The sequence below is a fragment of the Vreelandella indica genome (assembly GCF_037070225.1).
GTDB lineage: Bacteria > Pseudomonadota > Gammaproteobacteria > Pseudomonadales > Halomonadaceae > Vreelandella > Vreelandella arctica.
Genome location: NZ_JBANSO010000008.1, coordinates 145,953 through 162,201, shown reverse-complemented (window position 1 = coordinate 162,201; position 16,249 = coordinate 145,953). Strand labels below are relative to the sequence as shown.

The 16,249-nt window shown below is 53.8% G+C and carries 12 protein-coding genes and 1 pseudogene; 5 read left to right on the top strand and 8 right to left on the bottom strand.

Going from position 1 to position 16,249, the window contains the following annotated elements; all coding sequences use genetic code 11:
* Positions 1–128: 128 nt before the first annotated feature.
* From V8L71_RS07735 to V8L71_RS07715, 5 genes and pseudogenes are all read right to left on the bottom strand, one after another.
* A complete protein-coding gene (locus tag V8L71_RS07735; protein ID WP_336270703.1) occupies positions 129–686 on the bottom strand; it encodes a site-specific integrase in 558 nt (185 codons plus the stop codon).
* A 6-nt stretch (positions 687–692) separates the two neighbouring features.
* Positions 693–1,707 (bottom strand): IS630-like element ISHsp2 family transposase gene (locus tag V8L71_RS07730; protein ID WP_076611625.1). Its coding sequence is split into 2 segments (ribosomal slippage): positions 693–1,319 and positions 1,321–1,707, totalling 1,014 coding nucleotides; the frame shifts between segments, so codons are not numbered across the junction.
* 553 nt (positions 1,708–2,260) lie between these two features.
* Positions 2,261–2,470 (bottom strand): annotated as a pseudogene (locus V8L71_RS07725) (tRNA 2-thiocytidine(32) synthetase TtcA); the annotation flags it as partial.
* A 105-nt stretch (positions 2,471–2,575) separates the two neighbouring features.
* Positions 2,576–3,229: a 3'-5' exonuclease family protein gene (locus tag V8L71_RS07720; RefSeq protein WP_336270065.1), complete on the bottom strand. Its 654-nt coding sequence runs from the start codon at positions 3,227–3,229 to the stop codon at positions 2,576–2,578.
* Between the two features lie 5 nt (positions 3,230–3,234).
* Positions 3,235–5,064 (bottom strand): DUF294 nucleotidyltransferase-like domain-containing protein, encoded by a 1,830-nt coding sequence (locus V8L71_RS07715; protein ID WP_336270022.1) that lies wholly within the window; start codon positions 5,062–5,064, stop codon positions 3,235–3,237.
* A 695-nt stretch (positions 5,065–5,759) separates the two neighbouring features.
* On the opposite strand from V8L71_RS07715, the gene V8L71_RS07710 reads away from it, so the two are divergent.
* The 4 genes from V8L71_RS07710 (at position 5,760) to V8L71_RS07695 (ending at position 12,534) form a co-directional block, all read left to right on the top strand.
* Positions 5,760–6,020: a DUF4212 domain-containing protein gene (locus V8L71_RS07710; protein WP_007113808.1), complete on the top strand. Its 261-nt coding sequence runs from the start codon at positions 5,760–5,762 to the stop codon at positions 6,018–6,020.
* 6 nt (positions 6,021–6,026) lie between these two features.
* The gene (locus V8L71_RS07705) at positions 6,027–7,808 is read left to right on the top strand and encodes a sodium:solute symporter family protein (protein ID WP_101147541.1); all 1,782 of its coding nucleotides are present in this window, start codon (positions 6,027–6,029) and stop codon (positions 7,806–7,808) included.
* Between the two features lie 135 nt (positions 7,809–7,943).
* On the top strand, positions 7,944–8,453 hold the full coding sequence (locus V8L71_RS07700; protein WP_101147542.1) for a hypothetical protein: 510 nt from the start codon (positions 7,944–7,946) through the stop codon (positions 8,451–8,453).
* A 139-nt stretch (positions 8,454–8,592) separates the two neighbouring features.
* Entirely contained in the window at positions 8,593–12,534 is a 3,942-nt protein-coding gene (locus V8L71_RS07695; protein WP_336273693.1) for a hybrid sensor histidine kinase/response regulator, read from the top strand.
* Between the two features lie 55 nt (positions 12,535–12,589).
* Here the strand turns inward: V8L71_RS07695 and V8L71_RS07690 are convergent, their stop codons facing one another.
* Entirely contained in the window at positions 12,590–13,252 is a 663-nt protein-coding gene (locus V8L71_RS07690) for a response regulator (RefSeq protein ID WP_007113812.1), read from the bottom strand.
* On the opposite strand from V8L71_RS07690, the gene V8L71_RS07685 reads away from it, so the two are divergent.
* Positions 13,251–13,376 carry a hypothetical protein gene (locus tag V8L71_RS07685; RefSeq protein WP_022522133.1) on the top strand — a complete coding sequence of 42 codons (126 nt, stop codon included), beginning with the start codon at positions 13,251–13,253 and terminating at the stop codon, positions 13,374–13,376. The two genes, V8L71_RS07690 and V8L71_RS07685, sit on opposite strands and share 2 nt — an antisense overlap.
* A 107-nt stretch (positions 13,377–13,483) precedes the next feature.
* Here the strand turns inward: V8L71_RS07685 and acs are convergent, their stop codons facing one another.
* Entirely contained in the window at positions 13,484–15,433 is a 1,950-nt protein-coding gene (acs, locus tag V8L71_RS07680; protein ID WP_336273692.1) for an acetate--CoA ligase, read from the bottom strand.
* Positions 15,434–15,678: 245 nt separating this feature from the next.
* Complete coding sequence (locus V8L71_RS07675) at positions 15,679–16,227, bottom strand: SprT family zinc-dependent metalloprotease (RefSeq protein ID WP_336273691.1); 549 nt, start codon at positions 16,225–16,227, stop codon at positions 15,679–15,681.
* Positions 16,228–16,249 lie beyond the last annotated feature (22 nt).

Sequence of the window (16,249 nt, the reverse complement as noted above, 5' to 3'; positions counted from 1 at the left end):
CACGCGATCGCCAGATATGTCGTGCCTGGCGGGTGGAAAGGCATGACAAAACGGGCCGTCAGCACCGATCAGCACGGTGGGTTTTGGCAATAACGGGCTTGCGAAAGCCAACTTGCACGGGCGAATGATCAAAAAGTGCTCGCTGGCGGTGATAGGGAAAGTGTCGGCGCCGGCTTCACGGATTCAGGTTCATGGGAACGAGTCTTTTGATTTGGCTTTTCTAGTCGGGGATCGCTAACATCCGCGCCACGCGAACGATAGATAGATATTCGGTCATAGCTACCATGAAACCGGCAATCTGATATCTTAATTTTTGCGAGCGCCCCGCGCCGGATGCCCGTCTGCTCAAGCAGTGAAACAATCAGATAGTTTCTTACTTTGGAAGACTTAAAGGGATTGTGCTTAGACTCAGGAAGGATCATTTCTTGTAGGCTTTCGAATACGCTGTCAGGTATTACCGAATCGGTAGTTGAGACAGGATTGAAATCCGAATTTCGGCCAAACGATTGCTCATCAAGCTTTAATTTTGAGATCAATTTATGAAAGCGATCCTCGACTTCGTCAGTAACTACCTTTCCTCCGTGAAATTCATCAAATAGCCACTCTAGATATTGCCTAAGCCGACGTACTCGACCCTGAATAGTTTCTGGAGCTACCTTTGAGAAAGCCCGGAGGTTCGCTGTCATAAGTGCTTATTCAAAATTAATCGCGTGATCAGCTTCATAGCTACCCAATAGCCGGTGTACCTCTTCACAGAGGTGATCAAACGAAAGGTAAGCACTCAACGGCAGCCATGCGTACTTCATCTGACGCCACAGTATCTCAATCAGATTCAGCTCCGGCGAGTAGGCCGATAAGTAAACCAGATGCACACGGTGCGACATCCACTCGACTATTTTCCGCCTGAAGGCCTGCGAGCGATGCATGCTGGCGTTGTCGAGCACCACAACAGCGAAGGTATCGGTTTTTTTCTGTGCTACAAACTGGTCAAACGCTTCGATGACCGTCTCGGTGGTCACTGACCCGGTAGTGGTGTGGTAGATCAGTTTCCCAGCACGGCTGAGGAACCCCAATACGTTCAGCCTTCGGCTGTGTGAGTAGGCGGTCACCTCGCAGGGTTGCCCGATGGGACTCCACGCATAGGGTACCGACGACGATTGTGAAAAACCCGATTCATCAAAGTAATAGAGCTCGTGCTCACCCTGGTCCTCCTGCTGATGGAGTGCCTTGAGGAGGCCTTGGGTGTTTCGGAAATCCGTCTCGTCACGCAATGCTTTGAGTGAGTGCCGGATACGTTTGAAGCTGAAGTCATTTTTTTTTCAACGCTCGGCGAAGGGTCACCGTGCTGACGGTCTTGCCCGTCTCTTCTTCAAAACGGGCCTGCAAGGATCGAATCTGGTGAGGCTGTTCGGCGACGAGCTCCTGCAGTCGCTGATGATCGCTCTCGTCCAAGACGGGCGTGCGACCACTGCGGGGCTTGTCGATCAATCCATCGAGGCCTGACGCTTCCCATTGTTTGAGCCATCGTGATACGGCGTCGCGGCGGACCTCCAGTATCTGGCTAATTTGGTTGATCGTATGGCCTTGATTGCTCAGTAGGATGGCATGTGCACGGCGTCGTAGAGCACGCTTCTCACCGTGGTGATAGGCGGAGGACAGCGTCTGCTGTTCAGAGTCAGTAAGGGGAGCAACGAAACGCCTTAACATGGTTCCATCCGTTAGAGATATCAGACTCCAACGTTACACGAAAACTTAAGATCAGGCACTTAGCATTTCGCAGATGCTTATCCTCGACACCAAGAAAAGGTATTACGTGAGGCTCAAGTGGTGCGCTTTTTTGATGGTGGCAAAAATCAAAAAAACTTAAATACTCTGGGTATGAAATTAACCTGCCGTTTGCTACTCGGGCGGTCAGATCTATCGAGCGGTTAGTGAAATAACAAAGCGCAAACAATAGTTCGTTTGAGTATCTCACCGTTGTATTAAACGCCTTTCGAGATAATACGCTATTTATGTAAGCTGCCGCATAGACGTCTAAAGGACAATCGTTCTCGTCTACAATTGATACGAATTGGATGCCACCATAAAGATATTTTTTAAGTCTAATCCTTGACAAAATATGTAATCCTATAAACAGATTACAAAAATCTATTACTCTGACAAGTCTTTGTCAATTAAAACTCTTCAGATAGGCCGAAAAACGGGCTTTTGGGAGATGAAGAGGCAGGAAATAACTTTACAAAAAATATATGGCCTATAATTTGCCGCCGGAGAGACAGACCATGACGCGGTCGCCTTCATTGATCATCTGGTAATCAATAATCGCATTGCCTACTTCTCGGCGTAGGCGCTTTTGCAGCTTGTTAAATTCACGTTTCTGCTTTGCATCAGCCAGCTCTGGCGAGTCTTGCTCTACATCAGCGTGGGCGACTCCGAGGGAAGCCGGGTCAAAATGATCAAGAGATTGCATGGTATAAGCACTGCCGAGGGTGGAAGGCATTCAAGAAAAAGTGGCTACTATTCTAACAACACTCGCCGCCCTGACCCAACTACTCGTATACAGCGCTGCCTATGACTAAGCAGCCTCCGCCATAATGCGCTGCAGGCGCATATAGAGCAGCGCGCTGGAAGTGGCCTCACCTAACACACCCTGCATCCCCATCGCGGGTACTTGCCAGCACGCCAGCGCTTGGGCAAAGCTACTCGGCGCCTCTATCTCCGGATGCAAGCGCCGCAGCTGGCGCTGATGCAGCTTTTCTACGTCGACCTGGGCATTGGGCAGCGCGAAATCCAACCGCTTTCTCAGCAACGCATTTAACGCCCCAATCCGCTGGTCTAACTGCCAGCCGACAATAGGGCGATTGCCAATAAACTCTACTAACGCATTTAAATTGTCGCGGTTTGGCGCCGCCACCTCCCCCGCCTGACACAGCAGGTGATGGCGACGCAGCGATGCATTGCTAGCCTGCCCCTGTGCGCCTAGCGTCAGCACAAAAGCACGGCTAGTACGCACCTGCTGTTGGCTAAGCACCACGGCGGCCAAACTGATCACAGGTGACGTCGGCGTTGGCGTTGATGTGCAGGCAAGCGCTACTAGTTCTTCGCCCATATAGGGCTGAAAGAGCCAGGCGTAAGGAGAATCAGCACAGCGTCGCCGGTCGCTTTCGCGACGCAACAAGGTGCGTAAGGAACCGCTAAAAAGTGCCACGTGTCGATCTAACAGCCGCATTCCGCTCACGAATACTCCAGATGATAACGATGGGAAAGCCGCTGCTTAAAGTCTTTGACGATATGCAAAGCTTCACGTAATAAGTCGCGTTCTAGCGAAGAGAGGCTTTGCACCACGACACGATTGGTGCGGTTCGCCTCTTGCGATGTGCTACTTGCCTCTAGGGCCGTGAGCTGCTGTTTGAGACGCAGCTCGGAAAACAGCGCCAGCGCTTCGCCCAGGTCGTCGGCGAACCGGCGATCCAAGCGGCCATCGGCGGCCAGCGCGTCTAAACGATCCAGTGTTGAGGTCGCTTTGATTCGTCGCTCCAGCGCCATGGTGCGCACGCCGTGGACAATGGGGAAAATGCCGCCTTTCTTGATATCGATACCGTGCTGGGGCTTTTTCAACGACCCAAATAGCGTCAGCGGTGTTGAAAAGCGCAGTGCTGTGCGAGCGAAATAAGAAAGCAGCAGCTCATCACCTGAGCAGCGTTCAAAAAGCTCGTTACGCACGCTTTCAAGTAAACTGGGGTTGCCCGCCACGGCGTGTGCATCAAGCATAATCGCTAACTTCATTAAGCTGTCACCGTCACGCTCATGCGCCCATTTGGCAATATTGGCTTTCCACTGGGACACCGTGGCCACCCACTCGGGGTTCGATACCATGATGTTGCCGGGGCACGGCGGGTAGCCAAGCTGGATTAAGGTATCAGTGAGCGTTTGCATGTGGCTCATAAGATCTGGCCACTGCGCATCGTCGGCTAAAATCAAGCCATTATCTTGATCGGTTTTTAGTATTTGTTCGCCGCGCCCTTCGCTACCCATCACCATCATGCAGCTCTGTTCGCGGTACTTCTCAGCAATAGTGAATTCCCACGCCTTGCTCATGATACGGCCATTCAGCGCGGCGAGTAGATCCATCGCAAAGCGTAGCTTTACGCCTTGAGCCATCAGCGCCTTCACCAGCTCCGGTGTGCGCTGGCTGGCCGCCGACAGTGCTTCCAAACTGCCCGCCTGTTCGACTTGTAGACTCACCACGTAGCTGCGACTGGAGAAATAGCTAAGTACGTCGGTGAGTTCGACGACGCCTTTGAGAACGTTTTGCTTCAGCACCACTACACGCGTCACTTTATGCCGCGTCATCAGTACCAGCACTTCAAATAAGTATTGATCCGGCGCGACGGTGACCAGATTAAAATGGGCGATCTCATCAAGCGGTGATGACAACGCTCTACCGTGCAATACCAATCCATTGAGCAGGTCGGTTTTCGTCACCATGCCTAGCTTGCCTTGAGTCTCGACGAGCAGGCTGTCGGCGTGGCTGTCGTTGAGCTGCTTCACCGCGCTGGCAATATCAGTAGCCGCCGCCATTAACAGCGGCGCACGCATACATTCGCTTACCTTGGCTAACATAAAACCCGCCATGGTGACGCCACCTTCGGCACGCTTTTCAGTCAGTAAGCGTGCTTTATGCGTCAGCGATTGGCGAAAGAAATTACTGAAGTCCGGGTAATGACGGCACAACTGCTGAAACAACGCTTTGGGCAGCAGGTAACACAAGCACTCCTGCTCGGCCTTAAAACGATAGCGGCTTTTACCATTGAGAATGCTGATCGCACCAAATAGGTCCCCGGCCGTGTAATGACCAATACGCGAGGTAGACGAGGGCAGCGTGGGGTCGATTTCTGCCACTTCACCTTTATGTATTAGGTAAACAAACTCGCCCGCCTGTCCGGTCTCTAGGATTATTTCGTCGCGGTCAAAATACGCAAGGTCAATGCCTCGGCGAATGTGGTCACGACCTTCATCGTCAAGAAGCGTGAACGGCAGTTGGGATAGATCCACATCGACCATGGGTATGACCTCATTAAACAGGGCTACGACTAACCAGGCTTTGCCTTAAGACAAACTGGTAGACATAAGAAAAAACAAATAAATATCGTGACTCAATGCTGGCCCACTCCAACGCTTCAGAAAGCAGTTATCGATTATTATATGAAGATGACTATACGGGTATAAAGGATTCACTTCCCAAGTAGCAAGTAGAACCTTGTTATACCTTTAGCTATCACGCTAAAGTCGAAGCGACTTTAGATACGCGACCAAAGTATTGATAGTGACTAACGGTCACTGACCACTAAACGCAGCGCATGTACTTAAAGCAGCCAATAACTGCATTTATTTGCTTACTAGACTATTGTCCTATAGTGCTAAAAACACCTACAAAATCTGCTTAACCAGTGTCTAAAAACACCTATTTTCAACAACATACAGTTATCAAACAGCCACTTCTCTGTTTATTGATACCAAAGTCTGGGATTTATTTTTTAACGATTATTGCCCAGTATTAACAATGAGTCATGCAGGGTAATCGCACGTCACTAACTGACTCGACATTTCATATCGAATAATAAGGTGATGTGCCAAGAGAAGCTGACTCACCACTACTAACAATTGGGTGGCTTTAGACGTGCGATTGCCCTGATGGGTCACACGCTATTCCTCGTGAACTTTCCCAACCTTAAAAATCACAAGTGGAGAGCAACACAATGGCAGACGACAAAACCAATGCTGCTGAATACTGGAAAGCAAACGTCCGGTTAATTTTCGGATGCCTGGCCGTTTGGGCATTTGTTTCTTACGGATGCGCTATCCTGTTTCGCCCACTGCTCGCCGGCATTCCGGTTGGCGGCACTGACCTAGGCTTCTGGTTTGCACAACAGGGCTCTATCTTAACGTTTATCGTGCTGATCTTCTTCTATGCCTGGAAGATGAACAAGCTCGATCAAAAATTTGGCCTTGGGGAGTAAGCCGGTATGAGCCAGTTTGCAATTAACTTACTGTTCGTCGGCGCCTCCTTTGCCTTGTATATAGGCATTGCGATTTGGGCGCGCGCCGGCTCAACAAAAGACTTCTATGTCGCCGGGGGCGGGGTTCACCCCATCACCAACGGCATGGCCACTGCCGCCGACTGGATGTCTGCGGCGTCGTTTATTTCCATGGCGGGTTTGCTGGCCTCCGGTGGCTACGCTAACTCCACCTTCCTGATGGGCTGGACGGGTGGCTACGTTATCCTCGCGATGCTGCTGGCCCCTTACCTGCGTAAGTTTGGTAAGTTCACCGTGCCCGACTTCATCGGTGACCGCTTCTACAGCAACACCGCTCGCCTAGTGGCGATCGTGTGCTTGATTGTAGCGTCGGTGACCTACGTTATCGGTCAAATGACCGGTGCAGGCGTGGCGTTCTCGCGCTTTCTTGAAGTCAGCAACACCTGGGGTATCTGGTTAGCCGCGCTGATCGTTTTCCTCTACGCCGTATTTGGCGGTATGAAGGGCATCACCTACACCCAGGTGGCACAGTATGTGGTGCTTATCATCGCTTACACCATTCCGGCGGTGTTCATCGCGTTCCAACTGACGGGCAATCCGATTCCGATGTTCGGCATGTTCAGCACGCACACTGAATCCGGTGTACCGCTGCTGGAAAAACTGGATGATGTGGTCAATGCGCTTGGTTTCCAAGACTACACCGCCGATGTGGACAATAAACTCAACATGGTGCTGTTCACGCTGTCGTTGATGGTCGGTACTGCCGGTCTTCCCCACGTTATCATTCGCTTCTTCACCGTACCGAAAGTGGCCGATGCGCGCTGGTCCGCTGGTTGGGCGCTGGTCTTCATTGCCTTGCTCTACCTGACCGCACCGGCAGTAGGCTCTATGGCTCGCCTGAACCTGGCGACCACCGTGTATCCAGAGATGGCGGGGCAGGTTGAGAACTACGAAGAGGCTGCGCAAAACCCGATTCTGTACGAAGAGCGCCCAGGTTGGGTTCGCACATGGGAAGAAACCGGCCTGATCAGCTTCAATGATCGCAACAATGACGGCCGTATTCAGATGTATAATGATGCCGCCGACTACTCTGATCGTGGCTGGGAAGGCAACGAACTAACCGTTAATAACGATATCCTGGTACTCGCCAACCCGGAAATCGCCAACCTACCAAGCTGGGTTATTGGTTTGATCGCAGCCGGTGGTATTGCGGCGGCGCTGTCTACCGCGGCAGGCTTGCTGTTGGCGATCTCTTCGGCGATCAGTCACGATTTGATCAAGACCATGATCAATCCGAAGATTTCCGAGAAAGGCGAAATGTTAGCGGCGCGAATCTCCATGGGTGGCGCGATCCTGTTGGCCACCTATCTGGGGCTTAATCCGCCAGGGTTTGCGGCACAGACGGTGGCACTCGCCTTTGGTATCGCTGGCGCATCGCTATTCCCTGCGCTGATGATGGGGATCTTCTCCAAGCGGATGAACAGCCCAGGCGCCGTTGCCGGCATGTTAGCGGGCTTGGTTTGTACCTTGCTGTACATCTTCACCTATCTAGGCTGGTTCTTCATACCGGAGACCAACATGCTGGCCAACACGCCGGATAACTGGTTCTTTGGCATCTCGCCGCTCTCCTTTGGTGCGGTGGGCGCGATGATCAACTTCGCCGTTGCCTTTGCAGTTTCCAGAGTGACCGCGGCACCGCCGCAGGAAATTCAGGATCTGGTGGAAAGCGTTCGCTATCCGAAAGGTGCTGGTATGGCGGTAGATCACTAAGTCATACTCCATCCGGGCGGCTTATCGCACTGTTGTGATGTCGCTTAGGAATTGACCTTACCATCGGGCTTCCTTAGGGAAGCCCGATGGCTTTTATAGATAGCTTTTATAGACGGCTTTTTGAAAGGATATTTTATGATATGGCATTTGATCGCCGCCGTTTTTGCGGGCCTTGCAGCCGCAGGGATTGGGTTGATACTGCGCACCTTGAGCGGCAAACGTTTGCCCAAATGGATAGTGCCGGTGTGTGGCGCGCTGGGTATGCTGGCCTATCAAATTCAGGTGGAGTACAGCTGGTTTGAACACAAGCAGGCGCAGCTTCCTGACTCTGCCACGGTCATTTCAACCGAGAGCAGTACCGCCGTATGGCGCCCATGGACCTTTGCCTTTCCGATGACCACTAAGTTCAGCATGGTCGATAGTGAAAACGTCCGCATAAGCGAGCAGGATGGCGCCCGCTTAGCAGAATTTATCCTTTATCAGTTTGAGCGTCACCACACCGATATTTTGATCACCCAGCCCTATCTGCTCAACTGTGATAACCGTGAGCTAGTGCCGCTGGATCAAGACTCCCGCGAGCCTATTCTCGAAGAGATACGCACGCTGCGAGAAACATCGCCGTTACTCAACAACGTATGCGCATAGATAAAGTTAGCCGGGATAACAACAAGCCTACGTAGTGGTCGTACATGGCCCCCTATTTCGCCTAGAATGAAGCCTTTTTTTATTAGCGTACGTTTAGCGCACATATAAGTGGGTCGCACACTCTGGCGGGGAGAAAAGCATGTTTCACGGCGGGCTACTGGTCGCGGTATCGCTACTTTATATTGCCGTTTTGTTCGGTATTGCGTGGTACGGTGACCGCCGTGCGCGGACTCATGGCGCCTCCCGGCGGCGCCCGATTATCTATAGTTTGGCGCTGGCGATCTACTGCACGTCATGGACCTTTTACGGCGCGGTTGGCCAAGCAGCCACGGCGGGCTGGTCGTTTGCGAGCATTTTCGTCGGCCCGATATTGACGTTTTTGCTGTTCTGGCCGGTGTTGGCCAAAATGATTCGTGTCGCTAAACACCAAAACGTTACTTCGATTGCCGATTTTATTGCCTCCCGTTACGGCAAAACCCAGTCGCTGGCCGCCTTTGCCAGCCTGGTCGCCCTTGTCGGCACCCTGCCTTACATCGCGCTACAGCTAAAAGCGGTTTCTACCACTTTCAGTGTGCTCACCGATGCCTCCGATGTGACCCATACGCCGCTGTTTGGCGATACGGCGTTCTACGTTGCCATTGTGATGGCTATCTTCGCGATTCTCTTTGGTACTCGACATACCGATGCCACCGAACACCACGAAGGTTTGATTCACGCCGTCGCGTTTGAATCGCTGGTCAAACTGCTGGCCTTTGTGGTGCTTGGTGTCTTTGTCACCTGGGGAATGTTTGATGGCCTGGGTGAGTTAATGGGCCACGCCGAAAGCCAGCTTGAACTCCAGCGCCAGCTCGCCAATCAGGATTTTGGCCAGAGCTTCTGGGCGCAAACCTTGCTCGCCATGCTGGCGATCCTGTGCCTTCCGCGCCAGTTTCATGTGGCGGTGGTCGAGAACATTCACCCTGATGACGCCAGCAAAGCCCGCTGGCTGTTCCCGCTCTACCTGTTGGCGATTGCGTTCTTTGTGGTGCCCCTGGCCGCCGCCGGGCTGCTGCTGTTTTCCGAAAGCGGCGTGGAACCCGATACCTACGTGCTGGCGCTATCCATGGCCTCGGGCCAACAGTGGCTGACGCTGCTTACCTTTATCGGCGGTTTCTCGGCGGCCACCGGCATGGTTATTGTGGCCGCCGTGGCGGTGTCGATCATGATCTCCAACGAGATTGTTATTCCAGCACTGTTCCGGCTGCGCTGGTTCGATACCAAGGCGCGGGATTATGGTCGACTGGTACTGCGAGCGCGGCGCTTAACCATTGTCGCCGTGCTGGCGATGGCCTATGGCTTCTACCAACTGATTGCCGAGTTCACCTCGCTGGCCTCCATCGGCATGTTGTCGTTTGCCGCCGCCGCACAGTTTGCCCCTGCAGTCATTGGCGGGCTCTACTGGAAGCGTGGTAACCGGCTTGGGGTCATCGTCGGTATGAATGCAGGCTTCGCCATCTGGGCCTATAGCCTGCTGTTGCCTGCGATGATCAATGCCGGGGTACTGCCGAGCGAGTGGCTGAGCGGCGGTCCGCTGGGGCTTAACTGGCTATCACCCACGGCGCTATTTGGCCTCAACTTGGGCGATAGCTTTACCCACGGCGTGATGCTGTCACTCGGGGTGAATCTGTTCTGCTACATTTTTGTTTCCCAAGTGACTTCGCAGCGGGTGGTTGAGCGCATTCAGGCCTCGCTGTTCGTGGATAGCGTAGAGACGCGCCAGACCTCGGTTAACCGCCCCTGGACTGGGGCCACTACCGTTGGCGATTTAAAAGTGCTGTGTGAGCGCTTCCTGGGTGCCGGGCAGGTAGATCGTGCCTTTGAAGATTACGCCCGCCGCTCTGGTAAACCGTTGGATCACGGCACTCGCGCCTCAATTGATATCATCCAGTTCACTGAACGCTTTCTGGCCTCGGTGCTGGGCGCTTCATCAGCGCGCATCGTGGTTAACTCGGCGCTACAGGGGCGCGGCATCGGCATCTCGGATGTGATATCGATTGTCGATGAAGCTTCCCAAGTGCTGGAGTTCAACCGGGCGCTGCTCCAAGCCACCATCGAGAACATCAACCAGGGCATCAGCGTGGTCGACCAGAACCTGCGCTTGGTGGTGTGGAACCAGCGTTACCTGGAGCTCTTCCGCTTCCCTGACCACTTGATCCGTGTTGGCGCGCCCATCGACCGCATCTTCCGCTACAACGCCCACAACGGCGAATATGGCCCGGGCGACCCGGAAGAGCACGTGCAACTACTGCTCGATAATATCCGCGAGGGCCAGCCCCACCGCTACGTGCGCTACCGCCAGGATGGTAGCGTGCTGGAAGTACAGGGCAACCCGATGCCCGGCGGCGGGTTTGTTTATACTTATCAGGATATTACCCAGCAAAAGCGGATCGAAGAGGCACTGATCCGCTCGGAAAACAATATCCGTATCTATACCGATAATGTGCCAGCGCTGATTGCCTACTTCGACAAAGAGTGCCGCTATTTATTTACCAACCGCGCCTATGAGCAAGCGTTCAACATTGACCGCAACGCCGTCATCGGCCGTCGTTTTGAAGACGTGCTGCCGGTCAAGCAAGCGGAAGAGCGCACACCATGGGTCGCCCGTGCGCTGAATGGCGAGCGGGTCAGCTTTGAAGTCTCGCTACGGGTGAATGAGGCCATGCGCTATATGCTGGTCACGTATACGCCGCACTTTGGCGATAGTCAGGCGATTCTGGGCTTTTTCGCGCTCTATCAGGATATTACCGAGCGCCGCCAGGCTGAAATTGCCCTGAAAGAGACCAACGAAACCCTTGAGGAGCGCGTGCGTGAACGTACTCAGGCGCTTTCTGAAGCCAACTCGGCGCTACGCCAGGAGAACCGGGTCCGCGCCGAGGCCGAGTTGGCGCTGCGTCAGGCCAAGCAGTTGGCGGAAGACGCCAACGCCTCCAAGACACGCTTTTTGGCCGCGGCCAGCCACGACTTGCTGCAGCCGCTTAACGCGGCACGGCTGTTTACCTCCGCACTGATGCAAAACGTTACCACCACCGATACCCAACGTATCGTCGGCCACATCGATAACTCGCTGCAAGCCGCTGAGGAGTTGCTCAGCACCCTGCTAGACATCTCCAAGCTGGACGCAGGCGCCCTGACGCCACGCCGCAGTCACTTTGCCCTGGCGGATATCGTTCGCCCGTTACGCGCCGAGTTTGAGGTGATGGCGGATGATCGCGGATTGGACTTAGAAGTGGTTCCGACCCAGCTGTGGGTCGACTCAGACCCGCAGATGCTGCGCCGAATCGTACAAAACTTCTTATCCAATGCGATTCGCTACACCCAAGAGGGACGCGTACTGCTGGGCTGCCGCCGTCATAATGGCTGGCTCTCGATTGAAGTGTGGGACAGCGGCCCCGGCATTCCCGAATCTAAGCTCACCGAAATTTTTCAGGAGTTTCGCCGTCTGGATCAGGTGTCACGCCATAAAGAGAGCGAGAAAGGCCTGGGGTTGGGGCTGTCGATTGCCGACCGCATGAGCCGTGTGCTGGATCACCCCATCAAAGTACGCTCGACAGTGGGCAAAGGCGCCGTTTTCTCGGTCAGCGTGCCGATCGTTACCGCTCGCGAGCCAAGCAATAGCGAGCTTGAACCTCAGGCACGGCGCGGCAGCCACAAGCTGAGCGGCACACGGATTGTGTGTATCGATAATGAAACGCTGATTTTGGAAGGCATGACCGCCATGCTAAGCGGCTGGGGCTGCGAAGTGTTTACGGCTACCAGTATCGGTGGGGCTAAATCGATTCTACGCAATATGGATGGCGACCCGGACGCTATTTTGGCGGACTATCACCTGGATAACGAAGTCACCGGTCTAATGGCGCTAGAAGCGCTCAGCGAGCGTTTTGAGGGGGCGGTACCGGGCATTGTCATCACCGCTGATCGTACCGAAGCGGTGGCTGAAGAGATCAAGCGGGCGGGCTATCAACTACTGCTGAAGCCCGTTAAACCCGCGGCGCTGCGGGCGCTATTGACGCGCACATTGCAGGCCAATCGCGCGGCGCGTTAAGCGCCGCGGTTCAGATGCTAATTACTTAGATGCTAAGTATTAAGAAGACAGGTAGTTAGGAAACGACTTTCGGCGGTTCGACTTCCAGTTTCTGAGCCGCAATAACGGCCTGGGTACGTGAGTGCACACCCAGTTTACGTAGAATCGCGGTCACATGGGCTTTGATCGTCGCTTCAGAAACGCTCAGTTCATAAGCGATCTGCTTATTCAGCAGGCCTTCGGTCAACATGTTCAACACGCGAAATTGCTGGGGCGTCAGCGACGCAATCGCCTCAGCAAAGCGCGATTCTTCTTCGCTGGTCTCTTCCAGCACGTTGGCCAATGCCTCTGGCAACCACACTTCGCCCTGCAGAATTTCACCGACGGCTTCAGCAATGAGTTGTAGAGACGATGATTTAGGGATAAAACCCGACGCGCCGTAGTCAATAGCACGACGCACCACGTAGGGCTCATCACTACCTGATACCACCGCCACGGGGATATCGGGCATCTGGCCACGCAATTGAATCAAGCCGGAAAAGCCGTGGGCTCCCGGCATGTGCAGATCCAGCAGAATCAAATCGGCGTCTGGGTGGCGATTAACCACGTCAGTGGTGGCTTCCATGGTATCCGCTTCGACAATTTCCGCCTGGGGGGCCAACTGGCGTAACGCTTGGGTCAGCGCTGCACGAAACAGCGGGTGATCGTCAGCGACGATAAACTTATGAGCTACTGCCATGGATATTCCTCCGGTTCCTCGAGCAGCGGGGTTGTCTGCCGCCGCGACGCTAGGCTCTTACGGTTGTGAAGCATGGTACCCCATGGGCTTCATCATGCCCAAGCATCACATGCACAATTTGTAATAGATAGATCATACCAACAAAAACAACAGTGCCGACCTACACGGGTCGGCACTGTTTTCTAGGTAAACAGCCCTTATTAGGCTAACCAGCCTACTACGGTGTCGCCGTTATTGATTGGCGCGATGCTCAATCAGCTCATCGACCACCGACGGGTCCGCCAGCGTGCTGGTATCACCCAAACCATCGCACTCGTTAGCGGCAATCTTGCGCAGGATACGGCGCATGATTTTACCCGAGCGGGTTTTCGGCAAGCCGGGCGCCCATTGAATAACATCTGGCGAGGCAATCGGGCCAATATCCTTGCGTACCCACTGGGTCAGCTCTTTTTTGAGCTCGTCAGACTCCTCAATACCGTCATTCAGGGTGACATAAATATAGATGCCTTGTCCCTTAATATCGTGCGGGAAGCCGACAACGGCTGCTTCAGCAACGGCGCTGTGCGCGACGAGAGACGATTCGATCTCGGCGGTACCCATCCGGTGGCCCGAAACGTTCAGAACGTCATCCACACGACCAGTGATCCAGTAGTAACCATCTTCATCGCGGCGGCAGCCGTCACCGGTAAAGTACATACCGTCATAGGTTGAGAAGTAGGTCTGGATATAGCGCTCGTGGTCACCCCAAATAGAGCGCGCCTGCCCCGGCCAGGAATCGAGAATCACCAGATTGCCTTCAGTAGCGCCTTCCAGTTTGTTCCCTTCGTTATCCACCAGCGCGGGCTTGACGCCAAAGAACGGTACAGTCGCAGAACCGGGCTTGAGCGGCGTAGCGCCCGGTAAAGGAGCAATCATGATGCCGCCAGTTTCAGTCTGCCACCAGGTATCTACAATCGGACACTTTTCGTTGCCGATCACACGATAGAACCACTCCCACGCTTCCGGGTTGATCGGCTCACCCACAGAGCCCAACAGACGCAGGCTATCGCGTTTGCTGGAGTCCATGACGTTGTCGCCATGGGCCATCAGGGCACGCACCGCGGTGGGCGCAGTATAGAGAATATTGACGTTGTGCTTATCAACGATATCGCCCAGACGGCCATGAGTGGGATAGCTGGGAACACCTTCAAACATGACGGTAGTCGCACCGTTCGCCAAAGGTCCGTAAACGATATAACTATGACCCGTCACCCAGCCCACATCGGCAGTACACCAGTAAACCTCACCCTCTTGGTAGTCGAACACGTACTGATGCGTCATCGCAGCGTAGGTGAGGTAACCGCCGGTGGTGTGTTTCAGACCCTTAGGAGCACCGGTAGAGCCGGAGGTATACAGAATAAACAGCGGGTCTTCGGCACCCATGGCTTCGGCTTCGCACTCTTTCGACTGCTTGTCCACCAGCTCGTCAAACCACACATCACGGCCATCTTTCCACTCAATTTCACCGCCGGTACGCTTCACCACCAGAACATTTTTGCACACATCGGTGCCGTCACGGGTCAGCGCGGCGTCCACGTTCTCTTTTAATGGTACGTGCTTGCCACCACGCACCGATTCATCGGCGGTAATCACCAGCTTGGAATCGGCGCCAATCACCCGCTGGGCAACAGCGTCTGGCGAGAAGCCACCAAAAACGACCGAGTGCACGGCGCCAATGCGCGCACAGGCAAGCATCGCCATGGCAGCTTCGGGAATCATCGGCATATACAGCGTAACCGTGTCGCCTTTACGAATGCCTAGCTCTTTCAGCGCGTTGGCCAACTGATTCGTACGTGCGTAGAGCTCACGATAGGTAATGTGCTTGGAGTCATCGGGATTATCGCCTTCCCAGATAATCGCCGTTTGATCACCGCGTTTCTCTAGATGACGATCCAGGCAGTTGGCGCTGACGTTAAGCAGCCCATCCTCAAACCAGCGAATATCGACATTATCACGCGCAAAAGAGGTGTTTTTGATTTTAGTGGGCGCTTTAATCCAGTCAAGACGCTTGGCCTGCTCGGCCCAGAATCCTTCCGGATCGTCCATCGACTGCTGATACATGGCCTCGTACTTAGCTTTATCGGCCCAGGCATTGGCGGCGAAATCGTCGCGCACCGGATAGACGTTGTGTTGATCGCTCATAAAATTGCCTCTGTCCGTGAAAATGCACTCTTCTATAAAGTGCCATCTAAAGAAACTGTAGTCGATACACTAATTGAAGGCATTGTTCGAAGACGCTACTTGAAGACATTGCTGGGTGTTATTGACCATTATCAGGGGTATCGACTGCCATTAATGTTCCCCTAGCATAAACCTCCTCGCCCTGGCTTCCCTTTAGACATTGGTATTAGCATTTTTTATTTAAAAAACAAACATTTATAATTAAATTAAAGCTTATCTTCTGGCCTGTAGACCAAGGTCTTAGCACAGTGACGGCAACGGTAACGACGGCCGTTTGCCACTAAAGCATGACGCCTGGGAGTAAATTGATGAATCCGGCAATCGCACTGGTAGCGATAAGGGGCGGGCTGCGCCTGCTGAATATCAAACTGATGGGTCACAGTGGGCACTAAGCCGAAAAGCTCGCGCATCACCGTTTTCCATTCACGGCCATGGGGTTTCAAACGCGGGCCATTGTCTAAATGAAAGACCAGCCAATGGGCCATTTCATGAGGAATAATGTCCTCAAAAAAAGCCGTGCGGTTTTCACTCAACAACACCGGGTTAAAACGCAAGCCTCCGTGCCCCAGATGCGCCTGCCCGGCCGACGCACCACGCAGGTTAAACCACACCTTTGGCGCTGGCAGCGTAGGGCATACTTCACAACAGCGCAGCCACGCCTGCTCCACGCGAACCCGCGCGGCGTAATGCAGCTCTGTTTTCGTCATGTCGGCCAGCTCAGCAGCTGGCCAAGGGGGCAGTGGAGACGTCTTCATTAGTGATAAACTAGCCGTTATG

Excerpts from the sequence above, each read along its gene's own strand:
- V8L71_RS07735 (WP_336270703.1), bottom strand. The coding sequence starts at position 686 with ATGACAGCGAACCTCCGGGCTTTCTCAAAGGTAGCTCCAGAAACTATT.
- V8L71_RS07720 (WP_336270065.1), bottom strand. The coding sequence starts at position 3,229 with ATGCGGCTGTTAGATCGACACGTGGCACTTTTTAGCGGTTCCTTACGC.
- V8L71_RS07715 (WP_336270022.1), bottom strand. The coding sequence starts at position 5,064 with ATGGTCGATGTGGATCTATCCCAACTGCCGTTCACGCTTCTTGACGAT.
- V8L71_RS07710 (WP_007113808.1), top strand. The coding sequence starts at position 5,760 with ATGGCAGACGACAAAACCAATGCTGCTGAATACTGGAAAGCAAACGTC.
- V8L71_RS07705 (WP_101147541.1), top strand. The coding sequence starts at position 6,027 with ATGAGCCAGTTTGCAATTAACTTACTGTTCGTCGGCGCCTCCTTTGCC.
- V8L71_RS07700 (WP_101147542.1), top strand. The coding sequence starts at position 7,944 with ATGATATGGCATTTGATCGCCGCCGTTTTTGCGGGCCTTGCAGCCGCA.
- V8L71_RS07695 (WP_336273693.1), top strand. The coding sequence starts at position 8,593 with ATGTTTCACGGCGGGCTACTGGTCGCGGTATCGCTACTTTATATTGCC.
- V8L71_RS07685 (WP_022522133.1), top strand. The coding sequence starts at position 13,251 with ATGGATATTCCTCCGGTTCCTCGAGCAGCGGGGTTGTCTGCCGCCGCG.
- V8L71_RS07690 (WP_007113812.1), bottom strand. The coding sequence starts at position 13,252 with ATGGCAGTAGCTCATAAGTTTATCGTCGCTGACGATCACCCGCTGTTT.
- acs (WP_336273692.1), bottom strand. The coding sequence starts at position 15,433 with ATGAGCGATCAACACAACGTCTATCCGGTGCGCGACGATTTCGCCGCC.
- V8L71_RS07675 (WP_336273691.1), bottom strand. The coding sequence starts at position 16,227 with ATGAAGACGTCTCCACTGCCCCCTTGGCCAGCTGCTGAGCTGGCCGAC.